The 19137-nt window shown below is 61.8% G+C and carries 21 protein-coding genes; 15 read left to right on the plus strand and 6 right to left on the minus strand.

Features of this window, described 5'->3' with window-relative positions; translation table 11 throughout:
• Positions 1 to 32: 32 nt before the first annotated feature.
• On the minus strand, positions 33 to 1043 hold the full coding sequence (locus AC070A_RS25095) for an RgsD C-terminal domain-containing protein (protein ID WP_113736702.1): 1011 nt from the start codon (positions 1041 to 1043) through the stop codon (positions 33 to 35).
• 100 nt (positions 1044 to 1143) lie between these two features.
• On the opposite strand from AC070A_RS25095, the gene AC070A_RS25100 reads away from it, so the two are divergent.
• Positions 1144 to 1728 (plus strand): nitroreductase family protein, encoded by a 585-nt coding sequence (locus AC070A_RS25100; RefSeq protein ID WP_057255628.1) that lies wholly within the window; start codon positions 1144 to 1146, stop codon positions 1726 to 1728.
• Positions 1728 to 2330 (plus strand): flavin reductase family protein, encoded by a 603-nt coding sequence (locus tag AC070A_RS25105; protein WP_113736703.1) that lies wholly within the window; start codon positions 1728 to 1730, stop codon positions 2328 to 2330. Before AC070A_RS25100 ends, AC070A_RS25105 begins: the two co-directional genes overlap by 1 nt.
• Positions 2331 to 2357: 27 nt before the next feature.
• Here the strand turns inward: AC070A_RS25105 and AC070A_RS25110 are convergent, their stop codons facing one another.
• Positions 2358 to 3059, minus strand: a complete 702-nt coding sequence (locus AC070A_RS25110; RefSeq protein WP_113478417.1) for an aldolase — start codon at positions 3057 to 3059, stop codon at positions 2358 to 2360.
• A 74-nt stretch (positions 3060 to 3133) separates the two neighbouring features.
• On the opposite strand from AC070A_RS25110, the gene AC070A_RS25115 reads away from it, so the two are divergent.
• Both AC070A_RS25115 and AC070A_RS25120 read left to right on the plus strand, forming a co-directional pair.
• Positions 3134 to 4267 carry a DUF2336 domain-containing protein gene (locus AC070A_RS25115; protein ID WP_113736704.1) on the plus strand — a complete coding sequence of 378 codons (1134 nt, stop codon included), beginning with the start codon at positions 3134 to 3136 and terminating at the stop codon, positions 4265 to 4267.
• 85 nt (positions 4268 to 4352) lie between these two features.
• Positions 4353 to 4727 (plus strand): GDP-mannose 4,6-dehydratase, encoded by a 375-nt coding sequence (locus tag AC070A_RS25120; protein WP_113736705.1) that lies wholly within the window; start codon positions 4353 to 4355, stop codon positions 4725 to 4727.
• On the opposite strand, the gene AC070A_RS25125 is transcribed toward AC070A_RS25120, so the two are convergent.
• Positions 4717 to 5130: a hypothetical protein gene (locus AC070A_RS25125; protein ID WP_057255632.1), complete on the minus strand. Its 414-nt coding sequence runs from the start codon at positions 5128 to 5130 to the stop codon at positions 4717 to 4719. The two genes, AC070A_RS25120 and AC070A_RS25125, sit on opposite strands and share 11 nt — an antisense overlap.
• A gap of 227 nt (positions 5131 to 5357) precedes the next feature.
• Here AC070A_RS25125 and AC070A_RS25130 point away from each other — a divergent pair, with 227 nt between their 5' ends.
• Positions 5358 to 5828, plus strand: coding sequence for a GNAT family N-acetyltransferase (locus AC070A_RS25130; protein ID WP_057255633.1), 471 nt, complete (start codon positions 5358 to 5360; stop codon positions 5826 to 5828).
• Positions 5829 to 5957: 129 nt separating this feature from the next.
• On the opposite strand, the gene parE is transcribed toward AC070A_RS25130, so the two are convergent.
• Positions 5958 to 8027 carry a DNA topoisomerase IV subunit B gene (gene parE / locus AC070A_RS25135; protein WP_057255634.1) on the minus strand — a complete coding sequence of 690 codons (2070 nt, stop codon included), beginning with the start codon at positions 8025 to 8027 and terminating at the stop codon, positions 5958 to 5960.
• 242 nt (positions 8028 to 8269) lie between these two features.
• On the opposite strand from parE, the gene AC070A_RS25140 reads away from it, so the two are divergent.
• The 6 genes from AC070A_RS25140 to AC070A_RS25165 all read left to right on the plus strand — a co-directional run bounded on the left by AC070A_RS25140 (position 8270) and on the right by AC070A_RS25165 (position 15047).
• Positions 8270 to 9154, plus strand: coding sequence for an alpha/beta hydrolase (locus tag AC070A_RS25140; RefSeq protein ID WP_112947123.1), 885 nt, complete (start codon positions 8270 to 8272; stop codon positions 9152 to 9154).
• A gap of 127 nt (positions 9155 to 9281) precedes the next feature.
• On the plus strand, positions 9282 to 10724 hold the full coding sequence (locus AC070A_RS25145) for a UbiA family prenyltransferase (protein ID WP_113736735.1): 1443 nt from the start codon (positions 9282 to 9284) through the stop codon (positions 10722 to 10724).
• Positions 10721 to 12043 (plus strand): FAD-binding oxidoreductase, encoded by a 1323-nt coding sequence (locus AC070A_RS25150; RefSeq protein ID WP_162770908.1) that lies wholly within the window; start codon positions 10721 to 10723, stop codon positions 12041 to 12043. The genes AC070A_RS25145 and AC070A_RS25150 overlap by 4 nt, the downstream gene beginning before the upstream one ends.
• 93 nt (positions 12044 to 12136) lie before the next feature.
• Positions 12137 to 12577, plus strand: a complete 441-nt coding sequence (locus AC070A_RS25155; RefSeq protein WP_113736706.1) for an EamA family transporter — start codon at positions 12137 to 12139, stop codon at positions 12575 to 12577.
• Positions 12574 to 13584, plus strand: a complete 1011-nt coding sequence (locus AC070A_RS25160) for an NAD-dependent epimerase/dehydratase family protein (RefSeq protein WP_058320564.1) — start codon at positions 12574 to 12576, stop codon at positions 13582 to 13584. The genes AC070A_RS25155 and AC070A_RS25160 overlap by 4 nt, the downstream gene beginning before the upstream one ends.
• An 11-nt stretch (positions 13585 to 13595) precedes the next feature.
• Positions 13596 to 15047, plus strand: a complete 1452-nt coding sequence (locus AC070A_RS25165) for an aspartate aminotransferase family protein (protein WP_492384528.1) — start codon at positions 13596 to 13598, stop codon at positions 15045 to 15047.
• A gap of 35 nt (positions 15048 to 15082) precedes the next feature.
• Here the strand turns inward: AC070A_RS25165 and AC070A_RS25170 are convergent, their stop codons facing one another.
• Both AC070A_RS25170 and AC070A_RS25175 read right to left on the minus strand, forming a co-directional pair.
• Positions 15083 to 15682 carry a YceI family protein gene (locus AC070A_RS25170; protein WP_058320566.1) on the minus strand — a complete coding sequence of 200 codons (600 nt, stop codon included), beginning with the start codon at positions 15680 to 15682 and terminating at the stop codon, positions 15083 to 15085.
• Positions 15679 to 16299, minus strand: a complete 621-nt coding sequence (locus tag AC070A_RS25175; protein WP_112947120.1) for a cytochrome b — start codon at positions 16297 to 16299, stop codon at positions 15679 to 15681. The genes AC070A_RS25170 and AC070A_RS25175 overlap by 4 nt, the downstream gene beginning before the upstream one ends.
• 192 nt (positions 16300 to 16491) lie before the next feature.
• On the opposite strand from AC070A_RS25175, the gene AC070A_RS25180 reads away from it, so the two are divergent.
• The 4 genes from AC070A_RS25180 (at position 16492) to AC070A_RS25195 (ending at position 19060) form a co-directional block, all read left to right on the plus strand.
• A complete protein-coding gene (locus AC070A_RS25180; protein ID WP_113398879.1) occupies positions 16492 to 16989 on the plus strand; it encodes a hypothetical protein in 498 nt (165 codons plus the stop codon).
• Between the two features lie 192 nt (positions 16990 to 17181).
• Positions 17182 to 17463 carry a hypothetical protein gene (locus tag AC070A_RS25185; RefSeq protein ID WP_246806037.1) on the plus strand — a complete coding sequence of 94 codons (282 nt, stop codon included), beginning with the start codon at positions 17182 to 17184 and terminating at the stop codon, positions 17461 to 17463.
• Positions 17394 to 17666, plus strand: coding sequence for a GNAT family N-acetyltransferase (locus AC070A_RS25190; protein WP_255571416.1), 273 nt, complete (start codon positions 17394 to 17396; stop codon positions 17664 to 17666). Before AC070A_RS25185 ends, AC070A_RS25190 begins: the two co-directional genes overlap by 70 nt.
• A gap of 59 nt (positions 17667 to 17725) precedes the next feature.
• Positions 17726 to 19060 (plus strand): bifunctional class I SAM-dependent methyltransferase/GNAT family N-acetyltransferase, encoded by a 1335-nt coding sequence (locus AC070A_RS25195; protein WP_210334583.1) that lies wholly within the window; start codon positions 17726 to 17728, stop codon positions 19058 to 19060.
• Positions 19061 to 19137: the final 77 nt, after the last annotated feature.

Genomic DNA, 19137 nt, shown 5'->3' on the forward strand with positions numbered 1-19137 from the left:
TAGCGTCAGCTGGTTGATGTTGGAAGAAGATCCTAGTCGGCCGCGTCGGAGATTGCGCCCGGGTTGGTACTCGCGTCGTTGCCGCCGCTACTGAGCAACACTTCCACATCCGTGTTGACGCCGGCCTTCACGGCGAAGTCGCGTTCGTAGATCTTGTCCTTGTAGCGTGCGACGGCGGAGTAGCTGCCTTCGAGCAGAACCAGCGTCGGGAAGGCGCCGTTTTCTTCGTCCACCGTGTCGCCCGCGGACGTCAGGATCGTCCATGCGGTGTTGGCAATCGCTTCGCCGCCGGGCTCAGAGACCAACTTGAGCGTCAGCTTGGCGGCGCGATGCTGGATGGTCGCTTCCGTCAGCTTGCCGGCTTCGACCTGGATGTCGGCGGCCGTCGAGGCGTTGGTGGCACCGTAACTCGAGGTCACATGATAGGTTCCGGCGCCGAGCCGGATCACCGTGTTCGGCTTCACATCCGACATGATGAGCGCCCGTTCGCCGTCGCTCTTGGTATCGGCGGAATAGACGGAGAAGCTGAGTTCGGCCGGTGGTATGCGCACATCGCTGCCGGAAACGGCGTTCAGCTTGATGCCGCCCGCATCCAGGACCAGAACCTGCTTTTCGAGCGTGCCTTCCTGGGGCACGCGGATCTTGCGCGTCGCGGAGGCACGTCCGAAGGAAACGTTGACGAAATAATCGCCCGGCACGACGTTGAACGCCGTCGATCCACCTTCCGAGGTTGCAAGAAGCGGCAGCTTGCCGTCGCTTCCGGGGATCGGGCTGAACACGCGCCAGGTCAGGCCGGCCTCGACCGGGGCGCCTTTCTCAGTGAGCAGCGCCTCGAGCTTGACATCCTTCAAGGTACCGTCGGCGATCGGATCCGTCGTCATCGGGCTGAAGCCCGTGAGCTTCGGCATCTTGCGCGGGCCGGCGATCGAAGGAAAACTCTCGAAGGCCTGGGTCGCATCCTCGGCAAGCACGCTTCCTGCAGCAGCGCCGGCGACAAGGATCGCGAGCCCGGTTCTGAGGAAAATACGAGAGCATGCACGCATGAGAGCAGTTGACTTCCTGACTGAGTGACTCCACTTGGGACGCCGATATGGCATTTTCGTGGCTGCCGATGCTGCGGCAAATTAGTGGAATTCATCCGACATGAAAACCGAAATTAAGCTTGTTGATTATCTCGCGTCCCGTCGCTCGATCCCCGCATTCCAGATGGGCGAACCCGGCCCCAGCAAGGCCGAGGTCGAGGAGATGTTGAAGCTCGCCTCCCGCGTCCCGGACCACGGCAAGCTCGCACCCTGGCGCTTTATCGTCTACCGCGGTGAGGAGCGGGCGCGCATCAGCGCCGAGCTGAAGGCGATGGCGCTCGCAGTGAAGCCCGATCTCTCGGAAGAAATGATCAAGGTCGAGGAAACGCGGCTGACGCGGGCGCCGGTCGTGGTCGCCGTGGTCAGCACGGCTGCGCCGCACTTCAAGATTCCGGAATGGGAGCAACAGATGTCTGCCGGTGCCGTGTGCCTCAACCTGCTGATGGCCGCAAACGCACTTGGCTACGCCTCCAACTGGCTGACCGAATGGTTTGCCTTCGACGAGCGCGCCTATCCCTTGCTGGGCGTCAAGCCGGGTGAGAAGCCAGCCGGCTTCATTCATATCGGCACTGCGATGGTGCCGCCGACGGAGCGGCCGAGGCCCGAGCTTGAAGAGATCGTCACCTGGGTTGGCGAGGGCGCCTGATGTTCTACGATACGGCCTCGAATCGTCACGGCTTGCCGCATGACCCCTTCAAGGCCATCGTCTCGCCGCGGCCGATCGGTTGGATCGGCACGCGTGGGCGCGACGGTTCGCATAACCTCGCGCCCTATTCTTTCTTCAATGCCATCAGTGATCGGCCGAAGCTCGTGATGTTCTCATCGAGCGGCTACAAGGATTCGGTCCGCAACATCGAAGCAACCGGTGAGTTCACGGCGAGCTTCGCCAGCCGCAGTCTTGCCGAGGCTGTGAACAAGACGTCAATTCCCGCGCCGCACGGTGAGAGTGAATTCGAGATCGCCGGGCTCACGCCAGTCGACGGCACTCTGGTGAAGGCGCCGTTCGTCGGTGAGGCCTTTGCTGCGCTCGAGTGCCGGATGACGGAGATGTTTCAACCGAAGGGCCTGGATGGCGAAGTGTCCGACAACTATGTCGTCATCGGCCAGGTCGTCGGCATTCATATCCGCAAGGAAGCAATCCGCGATGGCCGCTTCGACATGGCGACGGTCAGGCCGCTCGCCCGTCTCGGCTACATGGACTATTGCGACGGCGGCGACGTCTTCCAGATGACACGCCCGACCCTCTGAGATCAGCGACTTTGCGCGCCTGATAGGTCACGTGTTGCTTACGATCGTTGCCTGTTCGATCGAGTTGCAAACGACCGAGGCAAAGCCGTTGTCCCGGCTCAGTGAATGCGCCCACCGTGTCGCGGCTTCGTCGGGGGTGGCAGCAGGTAGCACCTCATAGGCGGGCACACCAGCTTCGCACGCCCTCAGGACCACATATGCTCGTCCGGCAAGGATCGGCGCTGCGACGCGTTGATGGGGAGCGCTGGTCGGCTCCAGACAGCCAAGGGACTTGGCCAACGCTGCACCGTTGAAGATCAGCGCTTCCAGGCGGGACGACGAACCTGTCAGCGGATTGGGCGATAACAGGCCTCCCGGCGAGCCGCCGTATTCCGCATAGATCCGAATACGGTTGGGCGCGGTACCGTTGGCGGCTTCCGCAACCCGCAACATCACGTCGAGCCGTTGTATGTCGGCGCGCCCGCGGCATCCGGAAAGCACGATACCGTCGACACCGCTGTCGAGCAGCCGGTTCAATGCCTCTTCGTCCAGCCGCTCCAGCGGTTCGACGCGCGCAAGAAGGGCGAAGCTGCGGCCTGCCAAACGCGCCATGCTGCGCACTATTTCTGTGTCGCAACCGATATCCATGATGACACCGGCGAGCGCATTGAGCACAGCGACTTCCATCGCCGGAGCCGTACCCTTAACGATCAGCAACGGCTTCATGGTTTGGGAGCGGTTAACAGACATGGTGAACCAATCTTAAACCTTTGCCGGCTAGGGTTTGAACATCGGTGGCATTGGCGTGGTCTAGTGGGGCGTAGGTGATCATACAAGCATTTCTTCGCTGGGTGGAAACGGCGAGAACGGGTGAACGCACCCGCGCCGCCAGTGCGCTCGGTCGCGCCTATGTCGACGCGCAGATGAATGGCCTCGATCGCCGCGCCGCTGAGATGGCGATGACCTTCCTGCTCGACGATCCGTCGCCGAAGGTTCGGCGTGCACTCGCTGATGCGCTTTGTGGCTGCTCGTCCGTTCCGCGCGGCATCATTCTCGGCCTTGCCGAAGACCAGCCGGAAATTGCCTATGTCGTCATATCCCGCTCGCCTGTCCTGACCGATGAGGATCTGGTCGACCTTGCTGCCAGGGGAACGCTCGAAACGCGCGCTCTGATCGCGGCGCGCAGTTTCGTCTCCCGTGCCGTATCGGCCGCAATCGCTGAAATCGGCGGTGAGGAAGAAATTCTGATCCTCCTGGAAAACGCCGGCGCCAACCTGTCGCGCCGATCGTTGAAACGCATTGCCGAGCGTCTTGGCCGCTTCGCGGCCGTGCGCGACCTGTTGCTTGCCCGGCCGGACCTGCCAAGCGATGCCCGCCACGCGCTGGTGGAAGAGGTGGGAGCGGCGCTGGCAGCCTTCGGCCTGGTGCAGATGGCGATCGGCGAAGCCCGGGTCCAGCGGATCATGCGGGAAGCTTGCGATATTGCTGCCGTCGGCATGGCCGGGACGCTGGCTGTGGACGAGTTGCCTGGCCTCGTGGTGCATCTGCGTGAGACCGGCCGCCTGACCCCAGCCTTCCTGCTGCACGCGCTGGTGACCGGCCGTGCGGAGTTTTTCTCGGCCGCGATCGTCGATCTCTCCGGCGTTTGCGAGAAGCGCGTGCGCTCCATCCTGTCCGGCGGCCGCGTTCATTCGATCCGTGCTCTGTTCGAGAGCGCCGGCCTCGGCCACGATGTCAGCGAAACCTTTGCTGCGGCTGTGCTTTTCTGGCGCCAGGACACTTCAGCTGGAAACGACAGCACGGCTTCCGTCTCCACGGCGCTGCTCGCGCGGCTGCGGAATGAGAGCCCGTCCTCGGTCAATACTGCGATGATCGATCTGCTCGAACGCCTGGCATTTGCCGAGGAACGGCAGTCGGCTCGCAATTATGCGGAACTTGCGGCGCGGCAGGCCGCCTGACTTCTATTGCGGCGGATTGTATCCGCGACGTAATACTGCTGGCGGCCCGATGATTGCGGGTTCGCGGTCAATGAGGAACTGACGCATGAACGCGAGGGCCGACGCAACCGTTGCTGTTACCGGCATAGGCGGCTTTGTCGGGCGTCACGTCGCGCTCCTCTTGTTGCGGCGGGGCTATGACGTACGCGGCACCGTTCGGGACCTAGCGCGCGCAGAGGAGATCGAACGATCAATCCGCGCCGCCGGCGGCACGGAGGCGGCCAAACTGAGTTTTGCTGAAGCGGACCTGCTGGGCAAAAAGGCTGGGCCGATGCCTTCGCTGGCGTTTCCTATGTCATGCACACGGCATCGCCGTTTCCGGCGCGTCTGCCTGCCGACGAACCAAAGAAGAGGCGGTCATGGCCAGCGCCGAAAGCCTGATCGGCACTGGTCTGGTGTGAGCGTGCCCGCTAGTTGGTGAAGCGGCGAGCGACCCAGGAATAGCCATCTTCGATGTAGTGCACCGGCTTTGTAACGATGGTCTTGAGTTTCTCCCGGTCCGGCATGGCACCCGACAGGAAAGCCAGCGTCCGTTTCGGCAGGTTTTGTTCCGGCTCCGGTTCCGTCACCTGCGAGGGCGGCATCTGGCTCTGTTGCGAGCCGGCCGGTGGTGGGGTGAGGTCGGCAAGGGCTGGGCCGGAGGTTTCGCAAACCGCGACGACGACCGGATAGTTGGCGTTCGAGAACTTCGGCAGTTGCGCCTGCGAGTCCGTGTCGCATTGGGCGATCGACGGCCATGTGCCGTTGACCGTCGAGATGTATTGGCATTGGCTGACATCGTGGTCGCAGCCGAGAATGGTCATGACAATCAGCGCCGCTTGCATGGAGTTCCTGTCGGTCCCTGGAGGTTGTGATGCGATCAACCTATGCCTGTGCGATTCTCCCCGAAATAGGGCGGCGTTGCCGGTGACAGGGAACAAATTGTTTCAGCCCGTTAGCCGGATTGATAGGGTGGCACCGGGCGCGCCTGCGTCATTTGCCGTATTGGCTGGCGGTACGGGTGGCACTAACGTCCGGCCGCAAACAGTTAAAATCGACAAGGACGAAACAATTGCCTGCCGTAACCATAGCCCTGGAGTCGCCACGCCAAGCGCAGGTCGTGCGTCTGCTGAAACTCTCCGACGCCTATGCCGCTTCGCTCTATCCCGCCGAAAGCAACCACATGGTCGACCTTTCGAGCCTGGAGCAGCCGGGGGTTTCCTTCTTTGTGGCGCGGCGTGACGACAACATCGTCGGTTGCTGCGCCCTGGTAGAGGCCGGCGACGGTACGGCTGAGATCAAGCGTATGTTCGTCGATCCGGAGGCGAGGGGGCTGAGGCTCGGCAAGCTGCTGTTGCAGGCACTGGAAGCGCGCGCAGGTGAACTCGGCTACACGGCAATTCGCCTCGAAACCGGCATCTATCAGCCCGAGGCGATCGGACTTTACAAGGCGGCCGGCTATATCGAGCGTCCGCCCTTTGGTGACTATCAGCCGGATCCGCTCAGCCTGTTCATGGAAAAGCCTGTTCGCCAGGCGGCATGATCTCGCCACGCCGAGTGGTGCCGTGAGCTGAAAATCAAAACGGCGGCGCGAGGGCCGCCGTTCTCAAACTTGATTTCTCAGGGAGTGCGGCGCGCAAAAACGCCATGCGCCTTCGCATCCATCGCCCAATCAGATGTCCAGGTTTTCGGCGAACACGGCGCGCTCCTGGATGAAGCGGAAGCGGGCGTCAGCCTTCGTCCCCATCAGATTGTCCACCGCCTCGCGCGTGCCTTCGAAATCGATCTCGTCGATCTCGACCTTGAGCAACGTGCGAAACTTCGGGTCCATCGTCGTTTCCTTGAGCTGCGCCGGCAGCATCTCGCCGAGACCTTTGAACCTGCCGATCTCGACCTTGCCACGACCGGCGAATTCAGTCCGCATCAGTTCTTCGCGGTGCGCATCGTCGCGGGCGTAGAGCGTCTTCGAGCCTTGGCTGATGCGATAGAGCGGCGGTACGGCGAGATAGAGGTGACCGCCGCGAATGAGCTCTGGCATCTCCTGATAGAAGAAGGTGATGAGCAGCGAGGCGATATGCGCGCCGTCGACGTCGGCGTCGGTCATGACGACGATGCGTTCGTAGCGCAAATCCTCTTCGCGGTACTTGCTACGCGTGCCGCAGCCGAGTGCCTGAATGAGGTCGGTGATCTGCTGGTTGGCGCTGAGCTTTTCGCGGCCTGCGCTCGCGACGTTGAGGATCTTGCCGCGAAGCGGCAGGATCGCCTGGTTGGCGCGGTTGCGCGCCTGCTTTGCCGATCCGCCAGCCGAGTCCCCTTCGACGATGAAGAGTTCAGCGCCTTCGGCCGTGTTCTGCGAGCAGTCCGCAAGCTTGCCCGGCAAGCGCAGCTTGCGCACTGCCGTCTTGCGGTTGACTTCCTTTTCCTTGCGCCGGCGGACGCGCTCTTCGGCGCGCTCGACCACCCAGTCGAGCAGCTTGGCGGCTTCTCCGGGATTGTCGGCAAGGTAGTGATCGAAGGGGTCGCGGAGCGCGTTTTCGACGATGCGCTGTGCCTCGACCGTCGCGAGCTTGTCCTTCGTCTGGCCAACGAATTCCGGTTCGCGGATGAAGACCGACAGCATGCCCGCCGCCGAGATCATCACGTCGTCGGTGGTGACGATCGACGCGCGCTTGTTCTGCGTTAGCTCGGCGTAATTTTTCAGGCCCTTGGTCAGCGCGATGCGGAAGCCCGCTTCGTGCGTGCCGCCCTCGGGCGTCGGGATGGTGTTGCAGTAGGAATGGACCTGCTGGTCGCCACCATACCAGGTGACGGCCCATTCGAGCGAGCCGTGGCCGTTGGCCTTCTCCGACTTGCCGGCGAAGATCTCGCGGGTGACGGTGAATTCCTTGCCGAGTGTGGCGGCAAGATAATCCTTCAGGCCGCCCGGGAAGTGGAAGACGGCCTTGTCCGGGATCTCCGAGCCTTCCTGCAGCAGCGACGGATCGCAGGACCAGCGGATTTCGACGCCGCCGAAGAGATAGGCCTTCGAGCGCGCCATGCGGAAAAGCCGTCCGGGCTCGAAATGCGCGTGCGGACCGAAAATATCCGGGTCCGGATGGAAACGAACGCGCGTGCCACGGCGATTGTGAACGTCGCCGAGTTCCTCGAGCCCGCCCTGCGGAATGCCGCGGGAGAAGCGCTGCCGGTAGAGCTTGCGGTTGCGGGCGACCTCGACCTCGAGCGCGTCGGAAAGCGCATTGACGACGGAAACGCCCACACCGTGAAGACCGCCCGACGTCTCGTAGGCCTTGCCGTCGAACTTGCCGCCGGCATGGAGCACGGTCATGACGACTTCAAGGCTCGACTTGCCGGGGAATTTCGGATGGTTCTCGACCGGGATACCACGGCCGTTGTCCGTGACCGTCAGGAAACCGTCGGCGTCGAGATGGACTTCGATGAAATTCGCATGACCGGCGACCGCTTCGTCCATCGAGTTGTCGATGACTTCGGCGAAGAGGTGGTGCAGCGCCTTCTCGTCGGTGCCGCCGATATACATGCCCGGACGACGACGGACTGGCTCCAGGCCTTCGAGCACCTCGATCGCCGAAGCATCGTAGTCGCTGCCATCGCTGCCGCGCGGGGCAGGGCGCGGTTCGTCACTGCCTGAAGCGGGCGCAGTCGGCGGCTTGCGCGGCGGAGCTCCAGCTTCAGCAGGCTTCGGCTGCAGGGGCGCGGAGGAGAAGAGGTCGCTGTTGTCGTCCATGGGGCCGTTCGGATCGTTCCTGTCACTTGGGGAGAGGCCATAGCAAGACCTCGACTTTGCCGCCATCCCCCGGCGGTCGAATCACCTGAATTCTGCCAGACTCCCGCCGAAAGAGCGAACAAAAGGAGAATGCTGGGCATCGCTTGCAGGTGAAATGCCGCCTTTGCGGCCCTGTTACGGAGCAAGTGTTGCTTTGGCGTCCGTGCGATGGCAAGGCTTCCGGCCAAAGAGGGAGCCCGTCATTGGCCGTGTCCACAACTGTTTTTCCGTTTCGCCGGCTTTTTCTGGCTGCGGCCTTCGCCGCAGGCGCTTCCGCGGCTCAAGCGCAGACGTTGAAACCCTTCAAGGATGAGCTTTTCTCCTATGCCAAGGTGCTGCAACAAAATGATGGCGGCGACGACCTGACGGTGGAATATCAGGAACTGCGCGACATCAACGAACGGGACGAAATTCCGGAACGCCGGGTGAAGCGCGCCTATGTTTCGCTGGGCGTGAAAAGCGAGCAGGTCAACGAGACGCTCGACATTGGCGGTCGCTCGCTTGACGTGACCCGCGTCGGTCCGGACCGCGGCGCTGCCTTTACGGTGATCTTCATCCACGGCCGCGGCGGTGATCGCCGGCTCGGCACCAACGATTTTTCCTTCGGCGGCAACTTCAACCGGCTGAAAAACCTCGCCGTCGCCAATGGCGGAGTCTACTACGCGCCGAGCGTCCGCTCCTTCGACACGGCAGGTGCTGCTGATATTGCCGGCCTGGTCAAACAGGTTTCCGAGCGTTCCGGCGGTCGCCCCGTGGTGCTGGCCTGCGCCTCGATGGGAAGCTTCATCTGCTGGGGCGTTTCGCGCGATGCCTCCGCGGTCGCGGCTCTCGGCGGCATGATGGTCATGGGGGGCGTAAGTGACCCCGATTTCACCAAGAGCGCCGCCTACAAGGCGAAGCTGCCCATGTTCTTCAGCCATGGCAGCCGCGACAGCGTTTATCCGGCCGAGAGCCAGAAAGCGCTCTATCGCACGCTGAAGGGCCAAGGCTACCCGACACGCTTCGTCCTCTTCGAAACCGGCTCGCACGGCACCCCGGTGCGCATGACCGACTGGCGGGATGCGTTGAACTGGATCGGTCGCCGCTGACCTTTGTCCGCGCCGCTGACTTTTGTTAACCAGCCCGACAGTTTCCGGGCGAGATTGTGGCCCGTGTTTCCACTCTGGAAAGTTGAAGACGTCATCATGCCCGGCAATTATTGCTGGGATGGAAATCATGGACGCGCGCACCGAGACACGGCACATTCCGCTGTGTGTGGATCTGGACGGTACTTTGTTGGCCGCCGATACGCTGTGGGAAGGTGCGGCGATCATTCTCTTGCGCAATCCCCTGATGCTCTTTCCCATGCTGTTCTGGTTGGCGAAGGGCAAGGCGCGGCTGAAGCATGAGGTAGCCTTGCGTTCCGGCCGCAAGGCTCAGGACTGGCCCTACCGGCAGGCCGTCATCGATCGGCTCGCCGAGGAGAGAAAGGCGGGCCGCGAACTGGTGCTCGTCACCGGTGCTGCGCCGTCGGTCGCCAGAGACGTTGCCGATCATGTCGGACTTTTTTCCTCGGTCATGCATTCGACCGATGCGCTCAATCTGACGAGCAGCCGCAAGCGCCAGGCGTTGGTCGATCGTTTCGGCGACGGTGCCTTCGACTATATGGGCAACAGCCGTGACGATATCGCCGTTTTCGAGGTAGCGCGGCGTGCGATCGTGGTCGCCCCGGATGCTGCGGCGGAGAAGTGGCGCCGCAATCATGACGCGGAACGGCTGGAGACCGGCAAGGTGAGCGCGCTTGCGCCGTTGAAGTCCATCCGCGTGCATCAATGGGCGAAAAACGTACTCATCGGCGTGCCGATGATCCTCAATCATGAGGTGCTGCATTTCGACGCGATCATGAGCGTCATCGTCGCCTTCTTCGCCTTCAGCTTCCTCGCCTCGGCGGTCTATGTCATCAACGATCTTTCGGACCTCGCCAATGATCGCCGCCATGCAAAGAAGCGTCACAGGCCGCTCGCCAGCGGCCAGATGTCGGTGCCGACAGCGCTCATTCTTGCCGGCTGCCTCGTCCTGGCATCGCTGTCGCTGACGCTGTTGCTGCCATGGAAATTTGCCGGTGTGCTGGCGTTCTATGCCTGCGCGACGACTGCCTATACCTTCGTGCTGAAGCGCAAGCTGTTGGTCGACGTCTTCACGCTCGCCGGCCTCTACACCACGCGCATTGTTGCCGGTGCCGCGGCCACGGGCACGGAACTCTCCTTCTGGCTGGTCTCCTTCGCCATCTTCTTCTTCCTCAGCCTGGCGCTGGTGAAGCGCTTTGTCGAGTTGCACGAATTCGACGACAAGGATGGCGGCAACGTTCCGGGGCGCGGCTATCTCGCTGTCGATTTCGAGATGGTGGGGCAGGCTGGCGTTGCTTCCGCTTTCACCTCGGCTCTGGTCCTTGCGCTCTACGTGCACAGCAAGGAACTCCAGGAAATGTACACCACGCCGTGGGCGCTGTGGCCGCTTTGCCCGCTGGTGCTCTATATGTTGTTGCGCATCTGGATGCTCGCGCGTCGCGGCATGCTGCATGAGGACCCTGTTGTCTTCATCATGCGTGACTGGCGCAGCCAATTGACCATGCTGGTCGGCGCGCTGTTGATACTGTTTGGAGCCATCGGGCCGCAATGAGTTTGCAAGACCATGAAAGCTGGGGCCGCCTCGACAATCGCGCGCGGCCGGCCATTTCGCCTGACGACTATGAGGATCGCCTCGGCAGCCTGGAGGCGGAAGGCTACTTGCCCTTCGGCAATGGCCGCAGCTACGGCGACAGTTGCCACAATGACCGAGGCACGCTGATCGAAAGCCGCCGGCATGGCCGGATCATCGCCTTCGATCCCGGCACCGGCATGATGACCTGCGAGGCCGGCGTGACGTTGCGCGAGGTGCTCGAACGCGCGATCGAACATCGCTTCTTCCTGCCGGTCACCCCCGGCACGGCTTTCGTGACCGTCGGCGGCGCACTTGCCAACGACGTGCACGGCAAGAACCACCATGCGCGCGGCACCTTCGGCAATCACGTGACAGGTTTCACGCTTCTGCGCTCGAACGGGGATCGATTGACCTGTTCGCCCGGAGAGAACGCTGAACTCTACGCTGCGACCATCGGCGGCATGGGCCTGACGGGGTTGATCCTGACCGTGGATCTGCGGCTGATGAAGGTGCCGTCGCCGCACGTGCAACAGCATGCGATCCGCTTCGATAATCTCGACCAATACTTCGCCCTCGTCGATCGGGTCGACGAGGAGCACGAATATTCCGTTGCCTGGATCGACCAACTCGCTATAGGAGCCCGCGCGGGCAGGGGCGTACTGCTGGCCGGCGACCATGCCGACGGCTCCTGTGAACTGCCCGATATCCCGAAGGGATTGAAGCTTTCGGTGCCCTTCGCGCCGCCCTTCAATCTTCTGAACCGGACAACGCTCAAGGCCTTCAACGAATATTACTTCCGCAAGGAAAAGCCTGGCGAAACCGTGACGACGGTTCCCTGGACCTCCTATTTCTATCCGCTGGATGCCATCGGCGCCTGGAACAGGCTTTACGGCCCACGCGGTCTCTATCAGCACCAGAGCGTCTACCCGGCAGAGCGGGCACCGGCGATCACCGCGCAACTCATGGAAACGGCCCGCAGGGCCGGCCATGCGTCGTTCCTGACGGTTCTCAAGCGTTTTGGCGATATCGGCTCGCGCGGCGTTCTGTCCTTCCCGCGACCCGGTTTTACTTTGACATTGGACTTCGCCAATCAAGGTGAACGGACAGTAAAGCTGCTGGATGCGCTCGATCGCATCGTGGTGGAGGCAGGCGGTGCGGTCAATCCGTACAAGGATGCTCGCATGAGCCCGCAAGTCTTTGAAATGTCTTTCCCTTCCTGGAGGAGGCTCGAGGCGTTGCGCGATCCAGCGCTCGTTTCCAACTTCTGGAAGCGCACGGCTCTGGCTTTGCCAGAATGAGAATGCAGATAATTTTATTCAAATAAACTTTCAAACTTCACGGAAAATCCGTCTCTTGCCCGTAAGTACATTTTCGGGACTGGGAGTAAAACAATGAAATATATTCCATTCATTCTCTTTACGGTGCTTACCAACGCTGCCGCTCAGCTCATGCTGAAACAGGGCATGCTGACGCTCGGGCCGATTTCTATGACCGCTGAAACGGCGATCGTCCGGCTGTTCCAGATCGTCTTCAACCCCTGGGTCTTTGCCGGCCTCGCGACCTTCGTCATTTCGATGGCGTCGCATCTCTATGTGCTGTCGAAGGTCGAGCTTTCCTTTGCTTATCCGTTCCTGAGCCTCGCCTACGTCGCAGTCGCGGTCTTCGCCTATTTCGTTTTCCGCGAGGACCTCAATGCCTGGCGCATCGCCGGCATCGCGCTGATCTGCGCAGGAACCCTTCTTATCGCCCAGTCGGGCATCTCATCCCACGCCGATGACAAGCCGGCGGATGCAGCCGGGGTGAGCACTGCAGAATTCGGGAGCAAGTCATGAAACACATCATCTTTGGTGGCGACGGCTTTGTTGGCCGTCACCTGGCGGAACGTCTCGTCAAGGACGGCGAGGACGTGGTGATCGCCGATATCGTCAAGTCCGACCTGCCGCATTACGGCCGCGCCCGCTTCGTCCATTGCGACGTCACTGACCTGAAGGCTGTACAGAAGGTCGGCATCGGTCCCGATGACATGGTCTACAATATGGCGGCCAAGATGCTGTCGCCGCTGCAGATCCGCTCGAAGCGCTGGGAATTCTTCTGGCCCGTCAACTATTACGGCGCCGAAAACATCATGAAGGCCATGGACGCCGCCGGCGCATCGCGCCTGGTGCAGTTCACCACCGACATGATCTACGGCCACACGGTGCAATCGCCGCAGACCGAAACCCATCCGGCAAAGCCGCTCGGCGAATACGGCAAGTCGAAATGGGCGACCGAGCAGCTTGCGGTGCAATGGCGCAAGCAGGGCATGAACATTTCGATCTTCCGCCCGCGCCTGATCATCGGGCCCGGTCGTCTCGGCATTCTCGAGAAGCTGTTCAAGCTGATCGACATGAACCTGCCGGTGCCGATGATCGGCTCGGGCAAGGTGCCCTATCAGTTCATCTCGGTCTTCGATTGCGCCGAAGCTGCACGCCTTGCCTGGAAGGGTGGCGTGCCGAATGAAGCTTACAATCTCGGCTCCGACAATCCGCCCTCGGTGCGCGACCTGCTCGGCAATCTCATCGAGCACGCCGGTTCCAAATCGTTCCTGCTGCCGACCCCCGCCTTCGCGGTCAAGCAGACGCTGGCCTTCTTCGATCTGATCAACAAGCCGATCATGGATCCGGAGCAGTATCTGATCGCAGACGAGATGTGCGTGCGTGAGACCGGCAAGCTGAAGCGCGAGCTCGGATGGCGTGCGGAATACAATGATGGCGACATGCTGGTCGCCGCCTATGACGAATATCGGGCAAAGAAAATGGGTGCCGCGGCCACCGCCGCCGTCGCCGTGCCGGCCGAATGAGGGGAGACACCATGTTGGACATACCGAACCGTATCGCCCTTGCCGCCCCTTCGCTCGATGGTGGTGTGACAAAGCCCGAACTGATCACCGTGGAACAGGCAAAGGCCATGTCGATCGGCGACATCACCACGGCTTTCAAGGAGCATCTGAATCCCGGACAGCTTCACTTTATGAAGCTTCTTGGCTTCCACAAGGTGAAGATCGAAAGCGCCGAGGGCATGTTCTACACCGACCAGAACGGCCGCAAGATCCTCGATTTCTTCGGTGGCTTCGGCTCGCTGGCCTTCGGCCATAACCATCCGCGCATCCTTGAAGCGCGGCAGAAGTTCCAGGACGAGAAGCGTCACGAGATCGCCATCGCCTTCATGTCGCAATATGCGGCGGCGCTGGCCAAGAACATCGCCGCCTGCTCGCCGGGTGACCTCGACATGGTCTTCCTCGGCTCGTCCGGCTCGGAAGCGATGGAGGCTGCCGTCAAGCTCGCCGAGCGCGCCGCCGGTCCGAAGCGGCCTAAGGTCGTCTATGCCGAGAATTCCTTCCACGGCAAGACCAAGGGTGTGCTCGCCATCACCGACGGCCAGCTCTATCGCGCCGACTTCAAGCTCACCGACAATACGGTCCGCGTGCCATTCGCCGATATCGACGCGGTGGAAAACGCCTTCAAGTCCGATCCTGAAATCGGTGTCATCGTGCTCGAAACCATCCAGGGAGGCGGCGGCATCATCCAGGCGCCGGCCGAGTATTGGCAGAAGCTTCGCGCGCTCTGCGACAAGTACGGCGTGCTCTGGGTCGCCGACGAGGTGCAGTGCGGTTATGGTCGCTCCGGCCGCTTCTATGCGTTCGAGCATTATGGTGTCGTGCCTGACGTGACAGCGCTCGCCAAGTCGCTCGGCGCCGGCAAGGCAGCCGTCGGCGCGATGATCGCGCGTCGCGAAGTCTATATGAAGGCCTACGGCACGCCGAAGACCGCAATGATCCATGCCATGGCGACCTTTGGCGGCATGGGAGAGGCCTGCGTGACGGCAATCGAAGGCATCAATGTGCTCTATGACGAGCACCTGATCGACCGCGCCGCCGACAGCGGCAACTATCTCATCGATCGCCTGCAGGCGCTGAAGGAAAAATACCCGAAGATCATCAAGGACGTTCGTGGCCAGGGGCTGATGGTCGGCCTGGAGTTCCAGGACTTCAGCCAGACGCTGCCGATGGTGCTGCGCCCCGTCGTCTCCATGCTTGACGACAAACTCAAGGGTTCGCTGTCCGGCTTCATCGGCGCGCTGCTCCTACGCGACTACGATGTGCTGGTGGCCTTCACCGAATACAATCGCAACGTCATCCGGCTCGAGCCGCCGCTGATCTGCGAGCGCGCTCATGTCGACCAGTTCATCGCAGCGCTCGACGACCTGCTCGGCCGCGGTATCGTGCGCATCGTCAAGGATTTCGTCGGCAGCCAGATCGGCTGAGCCAAGGACTTGCGTTCAGAAAGGGGCAGGGGCGTTCACCGCCTCTGCCCTTTGATATTCATGTCGAACTCGACGACGTTGGAATAGATCGGCGTGCCGACATCCATGCCATAGGGCGAACGGTGGATGTTGCCGCGGATGTTGAAGGCGATCGAGCCGCGGTTCCAGTCAAGCAGCGTCACCGAGAAGCGTTCCTTTCGCGAGGTGCCGCGGGCGGTCAACGTTCCCTCGACCGCCGCGGTAGCGGGGCCGGTCTGCTTCACATTCGTCGAACGGAAGGTGACGGTGCTGTAGTTCGCGGTGTCGAAAACGGCGCTGGACTTCAGGAAATCCTCGGTCCGCTTCTCTCCCGTTTTCACACTTTCCGGGTAGAGCGTGAACTCGACGGTCGAGTGGTCGACATCATTTCGGTCGATGCGGAAGCTGCCGGAAAATTTGCCGAAGTCGCCGACGATTCCTCCGCCGCCTGCTTGTGCTACCGTGAAATGGATACGGGAAGCGGACGTGATGCCGTAGTTTCCGGCCGCATCGGCAAGGTCTGGCGCGGCGCCGACAGCGAGCGATGGGCTGACGGACATGGCCGCCAGCAAGGCGAGTGCAATTGCCCTGGGTGATGGTTGCAAGCGCAGTGTCATGGTTTCTTCCTTCCAGCGATGACCGGATTCGCGCCCGCCGTTTGGGAGCGTTTATGGCGGCGCGATCCGGTTGGCAGCATGCGGACGAGGACGTCGTCCCGCCGCGCAAAGTGGTGGTAGAGGGCGGCCAATACGTGAAGCGTCACAAAGGCGAGGAGCAGATAGGCGAGCGTCATATGGACGAGCGTCCAGAGGTTCTCAGCCGGTGCCGATTTCGCCATCGGCAGATGCGGTATGACGACCCAGTTGAAGTAAAAGCTTGGGATGTTCAGCGTCGAGGTGGATGCGACGGCCCAACCGGCAAGCGGGACAGCGAGCGCAAGCCCCATGAGCACGATATGAGTGACGCTGCCTGCGCGCTGCTCAAGGGGGCTGAGGCCTTCCGGCGGCTTCGGATGAAGCTCGACCACGTGCCAGAGGGCGCGCACCACCGCCAGGCCAAGCGCGGTGAAACCCAGCGACTTGTGCCACTGGTACAGCGAAAACTGCAGCACTGGGTCGATCGGAACCCGGCGCATGATGAAGCCGAGGGCGAGCAAGGCAAGGATGATCGCCGCAATCGTCCAGTGAAGGATGATGGTGACCCAGCCGAACCCGGCCTTGTCGTTGCGCAACATGTTCGTCTCCGTGGTCGCCAGCCCGGCCGCTACAACTCGGTTACGGCGGTGAGACCCATGAGCTCATGCTTTTATTCGCCGATAATACCGTAAAATTGCACTGCGATCTTGTTGACGTCGGCAAGCTGTGGTCCACTTGCGGTGGAAGGGGACACGGAGGGGTTGTTCCCGGAAGCAGTTGGGCTGGCGTAGATGACGAAGAAAAAAACGACACCGAAGAAAAAAACGACACCAATGAGTCCGCATGAGCGGGAGGCTTATGAACTGGCTCGCACGGGCATCCGCCTTGGAACCGAAGGCAAATATGGCGAGGCGATCGATGCCTGGCGTCTGGCATCCGACATAGCCGATGCCTACCTCGCTTTCACGGACATGTATTACTGGATCAAGAGTGGTTACGGCGCGGCACTTTGCGATGCCGGGCAGTACCGCGAGAGCATCGCCGTCTCGCTGCTGTCCCGCGAGTGGACCTTGGAGCGGCGCCAGCCGCTTTCGTCGCTTTCGATCGCACGCTCCTACCTCGCTCTTGGCGAAGGCGAGGCGGCTGCCCCCTACCTGCGCGAGGTTCACGGCTTGATCGGCGATGCGATCCTCGAGCAGTTCGACGAAGACGTGGAGGCGGACGTTCACGCGGCGATTGCCGGCCTCGAGAACGGCGGTACACATCCGTCAGCAGGCCGACCAAAGTGACGTTGGGTTTCTAGGCTAGACCAGGACCATCTGCGAACCGGAGTCTAGCGCCGTTCGCTATCGCGAACGGTCAAGCGTTTTCTCGCCATGATTTCATCATACGTGCCGTTTGCCCCTTTAGCGGGTGATCCGAAGTCGACCGTTCTGGTTCCGGCTCTTTTTTAACATTTTGATTTTTCTTAGGAGTTTCCAATGGGTGAGACCGTATTGCCGTCTGATGCCGAAATTACCCTGCGGCGCATTTCAGCCCTGACCGTCTGCGACGTCTGCGAGCTCAGCGAAACGCTAAGTGACGAACAGCGCAACATGGTGGCGGACAACGGCACCTCGATTGCCGAGGCGCATTTTTCCGAGAATGCCTGTTCCGCGCTGTTTATGCCGAAGAGACGCTGGTCGGCTTCATCATGCTGCATGAAGGATCCGACTGGGACGACGGTATCGATTGCCCCGGCGTCTATCTCTGGCGCTTCATGATTGCCCGCCCGTTCCAGGGCAGGGGCTTTGGCAAGCAGGCGATCGCCCTTGTCGTTCGTGATTTGAAGGCGCGCGGTCTTCGCGAACTCTACACGAGTTACGGACAGGGTCCCGGCAGTCCCGAAGGATTTTATCGAGAGCTCGGCTTTGAGCCGACGGGCGAGCACTATGACGACGAGCTCGAGGCCGTGCTGAAATTCTAAAAACAGCGCAGCATGGGGCCCTGGCTCCGTGTCTGCCGCACGATTTTCATGAGTAGACTATGAGTAACGATCTACACGAGGCCAATCGCCTCTCCTGGAATGCGGCGACAGTCGCGCACAACAGCCATAAGGGCGACCAGGCGGCCTTTTTCCGTGCCGGGGGCTCCACGCTCTATCCGGAGGAAATCGAACTGCTCGGTGATATCGCCGGGCTGGACCTCCTCCATCTCCAATGCAACTCCGGCCAGGACAGCCTGAGCCTTGCGCGCCTCGGCGCGAATGTGACCGGCGTCGACATCTCGGATGAGGCGATCGCCTTCGCCACGCGGCTTTCCGAAGAATGCAGGATCGCGGCCAGATTCGAACGGTCCGACCTGTTCGAATGGTTCGAGCGTGCCCGCGCAGACGAACGGCGGTTCGATCGCGTCTTTGCGTCCTACGGCACCATCTGCTGGCTGTCGGACCTCGGGGTCTGGGCGCGCGGTATCGCCGATGTACTCAAGCCCGGCGGGCGCTTCGCCTTCATCGAGTTCCATCCCTTCGCGATGGTCTTCGACCCAAGCTGGGAGCCGCACTATGACTACGCGCCGAAGGAACCGGTCGCCGAAGCGGGCGTCGGCGACTATGTTGCGGATTCCGGTGCCGGTCTTGCGGCCGGAGGCTACCAGGAGGGTGTGGTGGGCTTTAGCAATCCCCACCCATCTTTCGAGTTCAACTGGGGCATCGCGGATGTGATCCAGACGCTCATCGATGCCGGGCTCCGGATCGAGCGTCTGACGGAATATCCCTATTCCAACGGCTGGATCGGTTTCGAAGGCATGCGCGACCTTGGTGGCCGGCGTATGGCGCCGCCTGCAACCATGCCAAGCCTGCCGCTTATGTATGCGATTGCGGCATTGCAGCCGCAAGGGAAGCAGGGAGCGGGGGGCAGGGGCCGGGCGGTCGCTGGCGCCAAGCCCATCACCATCCGGCCCTGGCGCCCCGAGGAGGGCGAACGGCTGTTGGCAATCTGGCTCGCGGCGTCGCGCTTCGGTCATCCGTTTCTCGGCGAGACGCGCCTTGTCGAGCAGCAACAGGTGGTGCGCGACACCTATCTGCCGATGGCCGACAACTGGGTCGCCGAAATCGACGGGGAGGTCGTGGGCTTCATCGGGCTGATCGGGAATTTCATCGGCGGGCTGTTCGTGGATCCGCACATTCGCGGCGCCGGTATCGGTCGCGCGCTTGTCGAGGATGCTACCGCCCGGCTCGGGCGACTGGATGTAAGCGTCTATGCCGACAACCAGGCGGCGGTCGCGTTTTATCTCCGCCTCGGTTTCGTCGAAACCACACGCAAGGCAACCGACGACGAAGGGCTGCCGTTTGCCGTGGTCGAGATGACGCGCGCCGCATGAGGTGCATTTACGGCGGGGCAGGCAACCGGCCCCGCCGTCGGGAATAATCGCCGTCAGCGCTTTTATTTGCCGGCCGC

This window comes from Ensifer sp. GW101-20A05, from assembly GCF_059424735.1.